The 14,259-nt window shown below is 38.9% G+C and carries 12 protein-coding genes and 1 pseudogene; 8 read left to right on the top strand and 5 right to left on the bottom strand.

The features are described from left to right. The first annotated feature begins 69 nt into the window (after nt 1-69). Together ACR5KR_RS27335 and ACR5KR_RS27330 are read left to right on the top strand one after the other, a co-directional pair. Entirely contained in the window at nt 70-528 is a 459-nt protein-coding gene (locus ACR5KR_RS27335; RefSeq protein WP_445628378.1) for an endonuclease domain-containing protein, read from the top strand. A gap of 334 nt (nt 529-862) precedes the next feature. After that, the gene (locus ACR5KR_RS27330) at nt 863-1,942 is read left to right on the top strand and encodes a hypothetical protein (RefSeq protein ID WP_448268657.1); all 1,080 of its coding nucleotides are present in this window, start codon (nt 863-865) and stop codon (nt 1,940-1,942) included. Between the two features lie 11 nt (nt 1,943-1,953). Here ACR5KR_RS27330 and ACR5KR_RS27325 read toward each other — a convergent pair. Next, nucleotides 1,954-2,112: pseudogene (locus ACR5KR_RS27325) on the bottom strand (DUF4058 family protein); the annotation flags it as partial. Nucleotides 2,113-2,191: 79 nt separating this feature from the next. After that, nucleotides 2,192-2,734, bottom strand: coding sequence for an SH3 domain-containing protein (locus ACR5KR_RS27320; RefSeq protein WP_448268656.1), 543 nt, complete (start codon nt 2,732-2,734; stop codon nt 2,192-2,194). Nucleotides 2,735-3,065: 331 nt separating this feature from the next. Here ACR5KR_RS27320 and ACR5KR_RS27315 point away from each other — a divergent pair, with 331 nt between their 5' ends. Beyond that, on the top strand, nt 3,066-3,947 hold the full coding sequence (locus ACR5KR_RS27315; RefSeq protein WP_448268655.1) for a TauD/TfdA family dioxygenase: 882 nt from the start codon (nt 3,066-3,068) through the stop codon (nt 3,945-3,947). A gap of 233 nt (nt 3,948-4,180) precedes the next feature. On the opposite strand, the gene ACR5KR_RS27310 is transcribed toward ACR5KR_RS27315, so the two are convergent. Beyond that, a complete protein-coding gene (locus tag ACR5KR_RS27310; protein WP_448268654.1) occupies nt 4,181-5,689 on the bottom strand; it encodes a UbiD family decarboxylase in 1,509 nt (502 codons plus the stop codon). A 265-nt stretch (nt 5,690-5,954) separates the two neighbouring features. Between ACR5KR_RS27310 and ACR5KR_RS27305 the strand changes: the two genes are divergently transcribed. The 3 genes from ACR5KR_RS27305 to ACR5KR_RS27295 all read left to right on the top strand — a co-directional run bounded on the left by ACR5KR_RS27305 (nt 5,955) and on the right by ACR5KR_RS27295 (nt 11,365). Next, the gene (locus ACR5KR_RS27305; protein WP_445628373.1) at nt 5,955-6,425 is read left to right on the top strand and encodes an N-glycosidase; all 471 of its coding nucleotides are present in this window, start codon (nt 5,955-5,957) and stop codon (nt 6,423-6,425) included. 664 nt (nt 6,426-7,089) lie between these two features. Beyond that, the gene (locus ACR5KR_RS27300) at nt 7,090-9,831 is read left to right on the top strand and encodes a GAF domain-containing sensor histidine kinase (protein ID WP_448268652.1); all 2,742 of its coding nucleotides are present in this window, start codon (nt 7,090-7,092) and stop codon (nt 9,829-9,831) included. Nucleotides 9,832-10,594: 763 nt separating this feature from the next. Further along, the gene (locus tag ACR5KR_RS27295; RefSeq protein WP_448268651.1) at nt 10,595-11,365 is read left to right on the top strand and encodes a hypothetical protein; all 771 of its coding nucleotides are present in this window, start codon (nt 10,595-10,597) and stop codon (nt 11,363-11,365) included. A gap of 48 nt (nt 11,366-11,413) precedes the next feature. On the opposite strand, the gene ACR5KR_RS27290 is transcribed toward ACR5KR_RS27295, so the two are convergent. After that, nucleotides 11,414-11,602 (bottom strand): hypothetical protein, encoded by a 189-nt coding sequence (locus ACR5KR_RS27290; RefSeq protein WP_448268650.1) that lies wholly within the window; start codon nt 11,600-11,602, stop codon nt 11,414-11,416. A 127-nt stretch (nt 11,603-11,729) separates the two neighbouring features. On the opposite strand from ACR5KR_RS27290, the gene ACR5KR_RS27285 reads away from it, so the two are divergent. Beyond that, on the top strand, nt 11,730-12,107 hold the full coding sequence (locus ACR5KR_RS27285) for a hypothetical protein (RefSeq protein ID WP_448268649.1): 378 nt from the start codon (nt 11,730-11,732) through the stop codon (nt 12,105-12,107). A gap of 157 nt (nt 12,108-12,264) precedes the next feature. Here the strand turns inward: ACR5KR_RS27285 and ACR5KR_RS27280 are convergent, their stop codons facing one another. Continuing rightward, entirely contained in the window at nt 12,265-13,125 is an 861-nt protein-coding gene (locus tag ACR5KR_RS27280; RefSeq protein ID WP_448268648.1) for a phosphate/phosphite/phosphonate ABC transporter substrate-binding protein, read from the bottom strand. Between the two features lie 181 nt (nt 13,126-13,306). On the opposite strand from ACR5KR_RS27280, the gene ACR5KR_RS27275 reads away from it, so the two are divergent. Next, nucleotides 13,307-14,215, top strand: coding sequence for a c-type heme family protein (locus ACR5KR_RS27275; RefSeq protein WP_448268647.1), 909 nt, complete (start codon nt 13,307-13,309; stop codon nt 14,213-14,215). Nucleotides 14,216-14,259 lie beyond the last annotated feature (44 nt).

Raw genomic sequence — 14,259 nt, 5'->3', positions numbered from 1 at the left:
AGAGTTGGGAGAGTGCGATCGCTAGGAATAATACATGAAATATTAATTAGCTAACCACCAATCGCGCAAATGGCCCAAAATCAAAACCCCAAGCCAAACTCTCTCACCAACTCCAGTCCCCCCTCCTCGCTTGCGGGGAGGGGGTTAGGGGGTGGGGTTCCGGGATACCCTTGGCAAACCCCACACGAACTTTGGAAAAAACTTAAACCATTGGTGCGACAAATGCGGTGTGAACCAACTCCAGCAGAAAAGCTACTTTGGGAAAAGTTGAGACACAAGCAACTTTTGGGTTTCAAGTTCCGCCGTCAGCAAACAATTGACCGTTTTATCGTCGATTTTTACTGTAATGAAGCGCGGTTAGTGGTGGAAGTGGATGGCGAAATTCATCACTACACACAAGAGGAAGATGCGATACGTCAAGAATTTTTGGAGAGTTTGGGGTTGCAGGTTGTGCGATTTAGAAATGAGGATGTTCTGGAGAGGGTGGAGGGGGTATTGCAGGATATTGGGGCTTGGTTGCAGAGATAGAACCCCACCCCCAACCCCCTCCCCGCAAGCGAGGAGGGGGCTAATTATGTGGTTTTTGGGGTGTGTGCGCTCGTACAATTTTACATAAGTTTGACAAATTTCTAAATTTTAGCCTTGCTACCCCACTACTGACTTCATTAACTGTGTTGCGATCGCAGTAGTGTAATCTAGTCCATTTATATTTCTGCGAATCTTTTGATCAGACTGATGAATCAGAGTCATCTTTTAGTAAAAAAGGAAATTGCTTTTCCTCAAGCTAATACAGAGCAAATGCGATTATGTTAATCGCTTAAGTAATACGGGAATACTATGTATAAGTTTTAAGGATAAAAATATGACTTTACCAATGGAAGAGTTTGGGCTAAATTTTGAGCAAACAAAAATTTTGTATAGTTTTCAGTATTTTTTAGTACAACAAGATATTGACAGAGAGACAGAATTTGTAAATAGGCAGCTTAAACGTAGATATTTAAACAAGTGGACTAAATCAGTTGAAAAATTTTTAGAAACTCTTGCGAGTAATGATTTACAAAAAAATAATAGTTTTTTATATACTGATTATTCTTTATTCGAGGAAGTATTCAAAAGAATGAAGTGGTCACTCAATAAAAAACGACCTTTATATTCAATTGTATTAGAATTGTCATTGTTTAGTCTCTATGCTCCTTTTGGTACTGAAGAAGATGAACAATTTAAAAAATTAAAACTTAGCGAAACATTTCGTCCACTAATTATAGAAAAAATTGTCTTTTTTGCCAATGAGCTTGGAGTTGAAAGAGAATACGTTACAAGATTTAAATCTAATTATCAAAAATGGAACAATGAAATTACAGGCTCAAACCCTTTGAATTTTTTGTTAGGAGGCTTGATAGGGGGAGCCGTTGTGGCAGCGGTAGCTGCTGCTATTGCAATACCTATTCTTGTTCCTTTACTAGCTCCTATACTTGCGCCGGGGCTTTCAGGCGCAGCGGCAATCTCAGCTGTGCTAGCGGCTTTGGGCGGAGGTGCTATTGCAGCAGGTGGTTTTGGTATGGCAGGTGGAATGGCTGTGATTGTTGGTGGCGGTGCAATTCTTGGCACTGGCGCTGGTAGTGGTATTAGTTCATTATTTGCTCAGTCACCGAATTTAGCAGTCCGCGAAGCAGCAAAATTTTTAGTGACTTTTAACGATATTATATTAGTTCAAGAAGATGTTATAAAGCAGGAAATTGCTTTAAACGCCAGAAACATAATTAAAGGACAGAGAAATGCAATTAATGAACTAGAAGAACAAATTTTAGAAATGCAAATGGCAAGAATTAATAATCAAGAGCAAATAAGTAATTTACAACAAGTTGTTAAATATTTGAGAAAAGCTTTAGAAATAAGCCAAAATTTATTAAAAAGTTTTTTGTATAAAAATGATTTACAATGAAATAGTAAATCGGCGACAAAATATTTGGGACGTAGTTGAGGATAAAAATAATCTGCGTAGATGCAAAGCAGCTTGTCGTCAGACATCGCTACTATTAGTCTCCCATGTACTCCTGGCCATAATTCAGGATCTTCTAAATACGGGTTCATTCCTGGAAATGGATAAGCCATAACAAATATCTCAAAACCAAAAAAATTTTAAAAGTAATTCTCATAGCCCCATCCTCGCTTGCCTGTTGGGGGTGAGATTTTAAGAACAACTAGTGAGGGCTGCACCACATTGCTCTTCCTTTGTCAACCAACCTTTAACACCTTGATATTCCACCTGCGCCCAATCTCCCTGACAGCCTAACAATTTGACAGCCGTATTAGCAGGAATTCTTCTCAGTTTTTGGCTTTTTTGACTGCTACTAGCATAGAAATCCACACCATTAGTACCGTAGCCTCGCGTTGTTAAGCCTAACTTTGGCACGAATACCCATCCAGTTGCTTGAAAACCATTGCTAGCATTAGTAATCTGCATCCAATTTCCAGCAGCACCAATAACGTGAACTGTTTCGTTAATGGGTATTTGTCCTATAATTATGTTATTTGTACTTGCACCACTCCGCACATTTAACCCTTGCGAATCTGTATCGATGACGTAGGCAAAAAGATCGCACTTTTGAGAATTACTTGATTTCGCTAAACTTATTTCACTAGCTATACCAGTATTGAGTATCATATTAATACAACTGAATGCTAATCCGAACGCTAACTTTGGTGCTGGATTTTTCACTTTTTTTGCGATCATTTCTTCAAGCTTCTGGCATCAGTACTCAAGGCTGGAATCTTAGTTTATATCTTTGAATCTACCTAAATAAATTCTGGTTAACTTTGTAACGTAGTTCGATCAAATAAATTTTAGTACCACAATAACACTTTTAATTTTACAAAATTTAGTCCTGCAATGTCTACGATGGTCACTGAGCCAAGTCGTTCGCGGAGCGTCTCGCAGAGAAGTGCGGGCTACGCCTACGCTGATGGATGCAACACAACGATATCATTGAGTATTAAGATGTCAGTATATGGTGTAGTTAACGCCAACAGGAAGTTTATATTTCGACAAAGATTCATTAAGTTATATGAATAAGAAAATACATTCCATATCAGATAGCATAGTTCAAGAAATTAATAATCTCGACAATGTGAGTATTTTAGAATTAGACAAAGAAGAAATTATTAGCTTATTTAAGGCTAATGGAATCTTGCTTTTTAGAGGATTTGATGTTGATGTTGATATTTTTAAAAAATTTACCAATCTCTTGAGTACCGATTTTATAAATTATGCTGGTGGTGCATTCAGTAGAAGGGTAATTAATGGAGATGAGACTCTTTTAAGCGTCAATGATTTTAAATCTGAGATTAAGTTGCACGGAGAAATGTATTATCAGCAGAATATCCCACTTATGCTGTGGTTTTTCTGTGCTAATCCACCATTAAAAGATGGTGAAACTACGGTATGTGATGGCAGACAGTTTTTTAATGAAATTAGTAGTTCAACCAAAGAGTTATTTAGCAAAAAGAAGTTAAAATTTACTGTTCGGATATCTCAAGAGGACTGGCAGAAAAAATATCAAACAGATGATTTGAATCAGCTAGAAAAGATGTGTCAGAATAACAATACGCATCTGACAGTAAATAACGATAAATCGATTCTGCTTGAATATATTTCTCCAGCCATCGTCCCTAGCAGATGTGGAAAATATCAGGTATTTATTAATAGTCTATTGCCTACAAAGCATTTAAACCCAAAGGTTCTTAATTTTGAAGATGATTCAGAAATTCCTGAAGAGGTTGTATCTGAACTTAATGAGATTGCTGAAAAAATAACCACGGAAATTTTGTGGCAAAAAGGCGATATTTTAATGATTGATAATACAAGAGTACTTCATGGTAGAAGGTCTTTTGCTGACGATCAAAGAGATATTTATATCAGGCTGTGTTCTCCAGCTTTTTCATTTTGATATTTGATTACAACAGTTATCATTGATTTAAGTGATATCTGTCGTCAGGGTACAGCATTGCTATGCTATTACTGCATTATCCATAACACAATACTTTTCAGTTAACGGTTATTGGTGTAGATAATTTGTCTTTCAAGACGCGATCAATCGCGTCTCTACATTAGACGCGATCAATCGCGTCTCTACATTAGGGTTTTGTTGCTCTATCTAAACTGTATTGATTTTATAACAGGTTATTTCATATCATAGCCAAACAAATTTGGGTCTACTTCTCCTAACTGCAACTCTGCTAAACCATACTCCGCCCATCGTCTCTCTACCATCGCCGCCACATCTGGGTCGGATTCTAAAGGCGAACCCCATTCATGATTTGTTTCCGGCGGAATCTTGGTAGTTGCATCAATTCCCATCCGTCCGCCTAAGCCAATCTTCTCACTGGCAAAATCCAAGGTATCAAAAGGTGTATTCGGCAAAATAAAGACATCCCGCACTGGGTCAACTTTAGAACTAATCGCCCAGACAACTTGACGCGGATCGCGAATATTTATGTCTTTATCCACCACAATTACAAATTTGGTGTATGTAAATTGAGGTAAAGCACTCCAAAACGCTAAAGCCGCCCGTCGCGCTTGTCCCGGATATGCTTTATCAATGGAAATAATCGCTGCTTTGTAACTCAAAGCTTCCATTGGCAGGAAGAAATCGACAATTTCTGATACTTGTTGCCGCAGTATAGGCGTATAAATGCGATTGAGTGCGATCGCCATCATCGCTTCTTCTTTGGGTGGACGACCGCTAAATGTTGTTAAGTAAATCGGATTTTTCCGGTGCGTCATACACTCGAAGCGAATTAACGGCGAATCTTCCACGCCGCCGTAATAACCCATGTGATCGCCAAAAGGCCCATCTGGTAAAACTTCCCCTGGTGTAATCGTTCCTTCCAAGACAAATTCGGAATCCGCGGGAACTTCCAAATCTACAGTTTTACATTTTGCCAACTGGACGCCAGAACCGCCATAAAGTCCTGCAAACAGCCATTCTGATAAATCTACAGGTATAGGTGTAGCTGCTGCCATGATAATTAGAGGATCTACACCAAGTGCGATCGCAACTTCTAATTTTTTCCCACGTTCGGCCGCTTTTCGCAAATGCCTCGCCCCACCCCGCACCGATAACCAGTGAACCGTCATCGTATTTTGAGATTGTAGTTGTAAGCGATACACACCTACATTTGGAGTACCAGTCTCACAATCCTTGGTAATTACTAATCCCAGCGTGATAATCCTGCCAGCATCACCAATATAAGGGCGTATCAAAGGCAACTTATTTAAATCTAAATCATTACCTTGAATCACAACTTGCTGACAAGCGGGGAAAAAGTCTCGTCCTGGTTTTGCCTTCACCACATCAAACAGCACTTTTCCAAAATCTATCGCCTGGGAAATCTTTTTCGGTGGTTTTGGCTGTTGCAGCATACTCAATTTTTTACCCAGAGTTTCCAACTCCTCTGGATGCTGCATATTCATCGCCCAGCAAATCCTTTCCACAGTTCCCATCAAATTCACCGCCACCGGGAAGGAAGCGCCTTTGACGTTTTCAAACAACAACCCTGGGCCACCTTTTTGTAGCATTCGGTTGGAAATCTCAGCAATTTCCAAGTCTGGGTCAACTAAAGCTGAAATTCGCCGTAATTGTCCTCTTTCTTCCAAAATTTTGATGAATCCCCGCAAGTCTCTCGCCATTGTTCTAATAAAGCTGATTATTTAAGAAGTGTGAAGCGCTTTCTTATATTATGGGGCATTGGGAGAGTGGACTAGAAGACAAGGAGAATTGGAGACAACACATCTCAGGAAAGCTGATGAGTAAACTAGTAAACCTACTGTTCCAAAAATTGTGTAAAATTACTCCCCCAGAGTGATGTTACTAATCCTTCATATAAATGAAGAGTTTTGAAACCTAAACTTTCAGTTACCCTGAAATTGATATATATAAAAGAGCAATTTTCAAATGACCATTTACTTTTATAAGGTTTGGCAGCCTTATGGCTGTTTTTCTAACTTTTCTCTCCACGGAATCCACATCGAGGGTGTTTACTGGCCAACGGTTGAGCATTATTATCAAGCGCAAAAGTTTGTAGGCAGCACAGATGCGGCAATTATACCTCTTATCCATGCCGCCGCCACCCCAGAAGAAGCTGCGACTTTGGGAAGATGTAGCACTCGCCAACTCCGTCGAGACTGGGATTTGGTTAAAACTCAAATTATGCGAGAAGCTGTACTCAAAAAGTTTCTCACTCATGCTGATATCAGAGAAGTTCTCCTGAAGACAGGTAATGAGATGTTGGTTGAAAACTCCCCAACCGATTCTTTTTGGGGCTGTGGTGCTAATAAAAGCGGTCAAAACCATCTCGGTAAAACTCTTATGAGTGTGCGTGAAGAAATTCGGAATTTACTATCTTTAACGGTAATTTACGAATAATTTAATCAAAATAGTTACATCCAACATCAAGTCAAGCAATTAAACGGGGAATAGTCAAATTCCCCAGCCAAAAACATTTTCAAAAATTACTAATAATTTAGTTATGGCTCTGAATAAATTTTAATTAATTGAATTAATGGGCAAAAAGATTAAAAAAATCTTTTTAATTTCAAGAAATTATTCCAGTTATAAATTAAGTAAAATTACTGGAATAGTTTAATGATTGAGAATATAAAATTAATAAATGTCAATGATTAAAATTTTCTGAACTTTAGACTTGAGATGAGCGCTAAAAAGTATTTAATGATACAGCATTTTTATATATCACTTAAATCCGCTTTCCAAGAGACCTCTTGGCAAAAGTGCTTTTTACACTCTCGTAGGAAAAGGTTTTGGTTAAAGGGGAAGGGAAAATACAAAACCTTTACCTTTTCGCGACAAATGCCAAGAAGTCTAAGGGCTACAGGGAACAAGCAAAATATCTGTTACTTTTCAAACATCTTCTAATCCATTTCCCAAAATATTTGTAATACATGTATGCCCTTAGCAATACATTATTAGCAAGAATTTTTGGAAATAGGATGAAAATCAAAGTATTGTAAGTTGAAAATTACGATCGCGAACAATTATAAAAAATTATACTTAAATAAATTAAATACAAGTAATGACACGTAGGGATAAACCAAACGAGTTGCAGCAAAACTTCGGTCGAGAAAGCTTACTGCACCGGATGACAAAACAGATTAGGCGATCGCTCGACCTTCAAGAGATATTAACAACTACTGTTAGCGAAGTGCGTTTATTTTTGGGTGCAGATCGGGTGAAAATTTATCGCTTTGATGCTGATGGTAGTGGTGAAGTGATTGCAGAATCTATTCATAAACAACGTCTGCCATCTTTATTGGGTCAACGCTTCCCAGCTGATGATATTCCAGAAGCCGCCAGAGAGATGTTTTTGTTGGCGGGGCAACGTTCGATTGTCGATGTGGCAAATGAGAAGATTGGGCTATCGCCTCTACAGTCAAAAGAAACTGGCAAACGTCTAGAAACTAATATCTACTATCGGCAAGTAGACCAGTGTCATATTCAATACCTAAAAGCAATGGGCGTACAGTCTTCGTTGGTAGTACCAATTTTAGATTGCGAGCCACAAGAACTATCGGCAAAGCCTAAATTGTGGGGATTGTTGGTAGCTCACCACAGTGAACCGCAAAAGATTTTGAAGCGGGAACTAAAAGTATTGCAGCAAGTTGCCGACCAGGTAGCGATCGCGATCGCTCAAAGTAATCTACTCGCTGAAGCCCACGCCAAGCAAAAGCGAGAAGCTACTATTAATCGAGTCACCACATTATTGCATAAACTGCCGACAATCCAATTACAAGGAGCACTAGAAGAAGTTATTACTGCCTTCTGTGGAGTCGGTGGCAGGCTTTACATTGCAGAGAACCGAGAACTATACACCTGGGGCGACCAACCGACACTCCCCTACGAGTTAGATAACAGTATTATCGAACAGCATCCCATCTGGCAAAACTGGATGGCTGAGTTTCAACAAGGTAATATTTGGGCAACTACCGACCTCTATAAAGAACCACGTTTGCGAGTTTTGGCTTTAGCATTCCGTTCTACTGAAATTCGCGGACTCATGGTGATTCCGCTACATTACCGCGAAAAATTTATCGGTGTATTAACTATTTTTCGCTCGGAATTGGAAACGGAAATCTTGTGGGCGGGAAGATGCGAACATAATCGGCGACAACTTTTACCCCAGCTTTCCTTTGAGATTTGGCGAGAGCAAAAAAAAGGGCAATCACCTGAGTGGAAATTGGAAGACATCTTTTTGGCACAAGCTTTATACGATCATTTCTCAATGGCAATTCAGCAGCAGCAGATGTATAAACAGGTACAATCCCTGAATGCCAACTTAGAACTGCGGGTGCAAGAGCAAACCTCTGAACTCGAAAAATCATTACTGTTTACCAAAGTCATCAAGCAAGTCACAGAGCATATTCGCCGCACATTGGACTTGCAAGCAACTCTGCAATCCATAGTTCAAGAAGTCCGTCCCCTGCTAAATTCAGACCGAATGCTGATTTTCTACCTGAAGACTCAATCAGTGATTGTGGAAGAGATTAATGGTGATTGGCAGTCAGTTTTGGGAGTGAATGCACCACCAGAATGCTTTCCTGATGAGTATACCCGTCTATACTGTCAGGGTAGGGTACGGGCAATTAACAACCTTTCAACGGCTTCTTTAAGTGATTGTCATCGAGAGTTTTTGCAGAGTTTGCAAGTGCAAGCAAACTTAATAGTTCCAATTAATATGGGTATGGAACTATGGGGCTTATTAATTGCCCATGAGTGTGAGGCTCCCAGAAATTGGCAAGATACAGAAATTGATTTATTGCAGCAGGTGGCAGATCAGGCTGCGATCGCAATTCAACAAGCACAACTCTACCAACAAACCTCACTAGCCGAAACTGAAGCCAGAAATCAAGCTGCTCAGTTAGAGCAGACCCTACACGAACTCCAAGAAACACAGACAAGATTGATTCAGACCGAAAAAATGTCTAGTTTAGGACAGTTGGTGGCGGGTGTCGCCCACGAAATCAACAACCCCGTTAACTTTATTTACGGTAATCTGTGCCACGCCAGTGATTACACCGAACGGCTGCTAGAAATTTTACGTCTCTACCAGCTATACTATCCCCATCCCCATAGTGAAATTCAAGCCGCGATCGAAGCGATCGATTTTGAATTTTTGGTAGAAGACCTGCCAAAAATCATGACCTCAATGCAACTAGGAACCGAACGCATTCGCTCAATAGTGTTGTCGTTACGCAATTTTTCTCGCTTGGATGAGTCTGAAAACAAGCGCGTTGACCTGCATGAAGGTATTGACAACACCTTATTAATTTTGCAACATCGGCTGAAAGGAAATGCCGAATTTCCACGAATTGAGATAATAAAAGATTATGGCAGCATTCCACGGGTGGAATGCTATGCCGGTCAAATGAATCAAGTATTCATGAATATTTTCAGCAATGCCATAGATGCTCTGGAAGTAGGGCGTCGAGAGTGGCGGGATCGGGGTGACAAGGAGAATAACTCATGCCCAATTCCAACTATCCAGATTTCCACTAAAGTCTCAGCAGACAACTCTCGTCTGTTAATTCGGATTACTGACAACGGCCCCGGAATGAATGAAGACGTAAAAAAGCGAATTTTTGACCCGTTTTACACTACCAAGCCTGTGGGCAAAGGTACAGGATTAGGACTAGCAATCAGCTATCAGATTATTGTCGAAAAACATGGGGGAATAATGGAGTGTATTTCAGAACCTGGCAAAGGTACAGAGTTCTGGATTGAGATTCCCATCAAGCCTCCAGCCAAAATAGTTAACTAGCAATAGGAAATGGGAGATGAGGATGCAGGGGAAAAATCACTATTGGTTATTGACCAATGCTCAATTGTTAGTTTCAAAACTTAAAAATCGATTGATAAATTTTTAAATTCATCCACAAGATAGATGATAATTTTCTTAACATATAGGCTAAATAAATAGCTATCAGCGATCCAGGATACAATACTGCTCGCTTTGTGCATTTTTAAATCGAAATTGGATTTGGGGAAAAGGTTAAAGGGTAAAGGGTAAAGGTTTTTTCTTTCCTCTTTACCCTTTCCTTTTCCTCAAAACCCGACAAGTATCGATCCAGGATATGCAATATATTTAATTCGATTAAAATCATTTAAAAGTAAAGTTTAGTTGCAAAATAAATTCCTCCCAGCTACAAATGATAATCTAATAGTAGAAGCTAATAAACAAGCTTCCTTGGCAGATAATAACAGCTGCATTTGAAATGTTAGTAAGAGGTATAAGACGCTGTTGAACTTACATCTGTCTCGTCAAAATACAGCAACACCCAAGGCGAAAACTGCTGTTTCCTCAAATCTATAAGATTAGGGGGCACTGTAACTGATTTTCATTTCTTGTTTACAAAAGCAATGGAAGTTAGTACATCCCTAACTACGATCGACAAAGAGAGGAGATAGTTCAGGGAGTAGAGGCTTGGGTGTTGTTGTATTTAAAGAGAAGTCTGAAATAGGGACTCCTCTGGGTGTAAGATTATACGAAGTTGAATAGTGAGAAACAGTTAAAATAGCGCCTTATGTCAATAATTGCGCTCAGAGCGTGGTATCTACAGGATTATGAGCCGATTCCAGAATTGGAAAAACGTCCGCCAGACATTCGCTTAAGCAAAAAAAGCCTGCTGAAATCAGCATTGCGAGCAGACTTTTTGGAAGACAGCGACGAAGTGAAAAAATCAACTTGGTTTGGGCGCTATTTGGAAGGGGAAAATATTGAATTTTATATTGAAGGTAGCGGTGGCTATTGCGTCTCTAACATTGACTTAATTAGTCATGAAATTTATTTTACTAAACAGGCGGTGTTGGCTCAGTTAGAACCAACAATTTTTTTATCCTATCAAACTGAGTATGGCGCAGCGACGAATATTCTCAAAGAAGAACTGCGAAAAAGTTTAGACAATTTAAACTTGCGATCGCGTCTTCCTCTAACATTAATAGAATCCTCTCGTCCTAGCGGTGCTACTTTCCGAATTAACCGCACAATCATGCGGAAAATCCGTAAGAGTTTATTATTTATAGCTGACACCACGCCCATTGCTAGTATTGATGGTAAGGAAACGCCGCAATTAATTCCTAGTCCGAATGTCTGTATTGAGATTGGCTATGCTATTCAAAGTAAGCGATCTGAACAGATTCTACTAGCGCAAATGCAACGCCCAGATTTTGAAGGTGAATTTCCCTTCGACTTACCAACACAGCAAATTTTACAATTTCAAGACACTATAGAACTGGACAAAATCCTCACAGAGACGATTAAAAACCAGCTAGCACGATTCAAATTATTTTTTTGAACTCTTTCATTTCCTCTACTGTTTTTATTTTTGACGAAAAACTTTAGACTACTTCTCCTTATTCCTATCTAGCTTCTCTTGGATAGCTTGACGGCAAAATTCTGGCGGATCTTCTTGTGCCTTCACCTCTTCCTTCATCTTTTCAGTAGCACGAAAACTAATAGTAGCTGTCATGGGTTCCTCACCTTTTGGTTGTGCTGGCTCAAAATTCTGTGGGTTCCCTTTAGGATTAGGCATTGTTGAGAGATGTAAATAAGGCTTGATACTAATGTTTGCGAGGGAATAGAGTTTTAAATCGGTGAGCATATTGTCTGGAAAACTTGTAGCTCACCGATACCACTTTTACAAGAGGTAACTCTATTTTATGTTTACGCGTTCCGAGTTAGAAATCAAAACCATCAAAGAACTCAGTGAGCTATACTTACGCTACGGCATCAAAGCAACTGGGAATAAAGGGTACAAGACCTCATGGATTACATCCTTGATGGTATTCCCTCGAATGGCGTTATCTCAATTTGAGGCAGGTAAAGGGTTAAAATCTCCTACCTTTGCTTTCATGCAAGCACTGAGCAACGCTATAGATGAGATGAATGCTCCTACAGATGAGCAAGCTGCACTCATCAAAATCACGATGGAAGGGAGAATCATGAATTACCTAGATAAGTATACTCAAGAAAAACTGCTAGCTTTGCATAAAGCAAAAATGTATCTAGAGTTAGCACTTGGATTATTGAGTAAATAAGTTAATTCTTTTATCAGTACCGCAAGACCCTTTAAAGGGTCTTTTTTTAATGATTTAGAAAGTATAAAAGTATACTTAAAACATAAAGCTAGGGTACTTGAGCATTAGAAGAGCATTTTAGAGAAAACAAAGGCTGAAAGTATTGTTATTGCTTTAATTAAAATAAACGAACAGGTTTACTTTGCAGCTTAGAACTAATTGAACTTACCCGATCGACCACAGAAATCATGTATTTGTAATCTGGTACTTGTCCATTGGGTACATACCCCACTTCTTGAGCTAAATCTGAAGGCGAATCACTCATGACTTTGCGGATAAATTCTTGACGGTTACGTTCTACATTCGGTCCAATCAAAACTACACCTAATGGTACATAGTGAGGGTCTTTAAATAGTATGCGGAATTCGGTTGGCGCCAACTGCGAACTGTAGAGACTTAATTCCGCTTCTGAGACGGCACAGGCGATCGCTTTTCCTTGAGCGACCAATTCCAGTGCTGCTTTGGGTGTGGGCGCAAACAAGATGTCAGCTAGTGTTGTACCATAAAGATTGTAAAGAGGAAAATAATATCCTGTTGCTGAACCTAACTGTCCTAAAGCTATTGTTTTGCCTTGTAATTGTTTCAAGTCAGCGATCGGATTATCTTTGCGAACAACGAAGATTGAACGTAAATTACTAATACCTATTAAAGGAAATAGGGGAACATATTGGTGACGTGCGATCGCAATAGCTGCTAAACCCGGTGGAGCAAATACCAATGACCAAGCACGAGCATCAAGGCGCTCAACTGCTCTATTTTCATTAAAAACAGGCTCTAACTGAATATATGAGTTTGTTTTTTCACCTAAGTAACTATTAAATCTCGCATATTGATTAATTATCTGTTCGCCTCCACCATAGTTAATTACACCAATAGTTAACGTGCCCTCAACCCCATCTCCATTTTGTGGTTTGCAGGCAGCAAATGTAAAACCTAGTAGATGAAACAGAAATAAACGACGGGGAAATCGCACAAACATCACTAATTATGGTTAAGAAAATAATTTGGCTTTCAGAACTAATTTAGAGAAATTTTACTGCCGCCTAAAAAGGTTATATTGCAGTAAAAAATTAATATTTATTTAGATATTGTTGAGATGCTTTCTAAGAGGTATAAATAAATATTAGACAAACTCACAGGACACCTTTCTTGCTTAGGTTATGTTAAACAACATTACGTTAAAAAACTTAAAAATAGGTGCTAAATTTAACTTGCTTTTAATATTAGTTTTCATCATCAGTATTTTAGGAAGTGGCGTTGCCTTATCCAGTGTACTTCAAAGGAGAGCGCAAAATGAAGTAAGTTCTCAAGCGGAGATTCTCATCCAAATGGTGAATGCAGTTAGAGATTATACACAAAATCGTATTGCTCCCCTATTAGAACCTAGATTAGATACTAACCCAACATTCCTGCCTGAAGTAGTACCAACTTTTTCCTCTAAAGAGGTTTTTGAAAATTTTCGTAAAAAGCCTAAATTTAAAAACTTTTTTCATAAGGATGCAACACTTAATCCAACCAATTTAGCGGATAAAGCTGATAATTTTGAAACTCAACTTGTCGAGCGTTTTCGCAACGAACCTAATACTTTAGAAATCACAGGCTTTCGTAAATTGTCAGAAGGTGAAGTATTTTACATTGCACAACCACTAAAAATTACCCAAGCGAAATGTTTGCGATGCCATTCTACACCAGATCAAGCTCCTAAAAGTCAGTTGCTAAATTATGGCTCGGAAAATGGTTTTGGCTGGCAACTTAATCAGATTGTTTCTGCCCAAATAATCTCTGTTCCTTCTCAAGATATTTTTGCTAATGCCACACGGACTTGGATATTGATAATGGGACTTTTAATTGCGATCTTTGCGTTCGTAGTTTTCTTAATTAACTTCTTAATTACAAAATATGTGATTCAGCGCATCAGAAGAATAGAGAAAATAGCTCAAAAAGTTAGTATTGGTGATATGAGTGCTGATTTTGAAGAAAGCTCTCATGATGAAATTGGCGGGTTAGCAGAAGCATTTAATCGGATGAAAGCTAGCTTGAAAATAGCTTTGGAAATGCTGAATAATTAAGGCTAATAATCCGTAATTCACAGAGAGAGAAACGCAATTTTGAG

Source organism: Nostoc sp. DSM 114159, assembly GCF_053470285.1.
Note: the sequence above shows the minus strand (reverse complement) of the source record. Positions and strands in the feature narration are given on the sequence as shown.

Excerpts from the sequence above, each read along its gene's own strand:
- ACR5KR_RS27335 (WP_445628378.1), top strand. The coding sequence starts at position 70 with ATGGCCCAAAATCAAAACCCCAAGCCAAACTCTCTCACCAACTCCAGT.
- ACR5KR_RS27330 (WP_448268657.1), top strand. The coding sequence starts at position 863 with ATGACTTTACCAATGGAAGAGTTTGGGCTAAATTTTGAGCAAACAAAA.
- ACR5KR_RS27320 (WP_448268656.1), bottom strand. The coding sequence starts at position 2,734 with ATGATCGCAAAAAAAGTGAAAAATCCAGCACCAAAGTTAGCGTTCGGA.
- ACR5KR_RS27315 (WP_448268655.1), top strand. The coding sequence starts at position 3,066 with ATGAATAAGAAAATACATTCCATATCAGATAGCATAGTTCAAGAAATT.
- ACR5KR_RS27310 (WP_448268654.1), bottom strand. The coding sequence starts at position 5,689 with ATGGCGAGAGACTTGCGGGGATTCATCAAAATTTTGGAAGAAAGAGGA.
- ACR5KR_RS27305 (WP_445628373.1), top strand. The coding sequence starts at position 5,955 with ATGACCATTTACTTTTATAAGGTTTGGCAGCCTTATGGCTGTTTTTCT.
- ACR5KR_RS27300 (WP_448268652.1), top strand. The coding sequence starts at position 7,090 with ATGACACGTAGGGATAAACCAAACGAGTTGCAGCAAAACTTCGGTCGA.
- ACR5KR_RS27295 (WP_448268651.1), top strand. The coding sequence starts at position 10,595 with ATGTCAATAATTGCGCTCAGAGCGTGGTATCTACAGGATTATGAGCCG.
- ACR5KR_RS27290 (WP_448268650.1), bottom strand. The coding sequence starts at position 11,602 with ATGCCTAATCCTAAAGGGAACCCACAGAATTTTGAGCCAGCACAACCA.
- ACR5KR_RS27285 (WP_448268649.1), top strand. The coding sequence starts at position 11,730 with ATGTTTACGCGTTCCGAGTTAGAAATCAAAACCATCAAAGAACTCAGT.
- ACR5KR_RS27280 (WP_448268648.1), bottom strand. The coding sequence starts at position 13,125 with ATGTTTGTGCGATTTCCCCGTCGTTTATTTCTGTTTCATCTACTAGGT.
- ACR5KR_RS27275 (WP_448268647.1), top strand. The coding sequence starts at position 13,307 with ATGTTAAACAACATTACGTTAAAAAACTTAAAAATAGGTGCTAAATTT.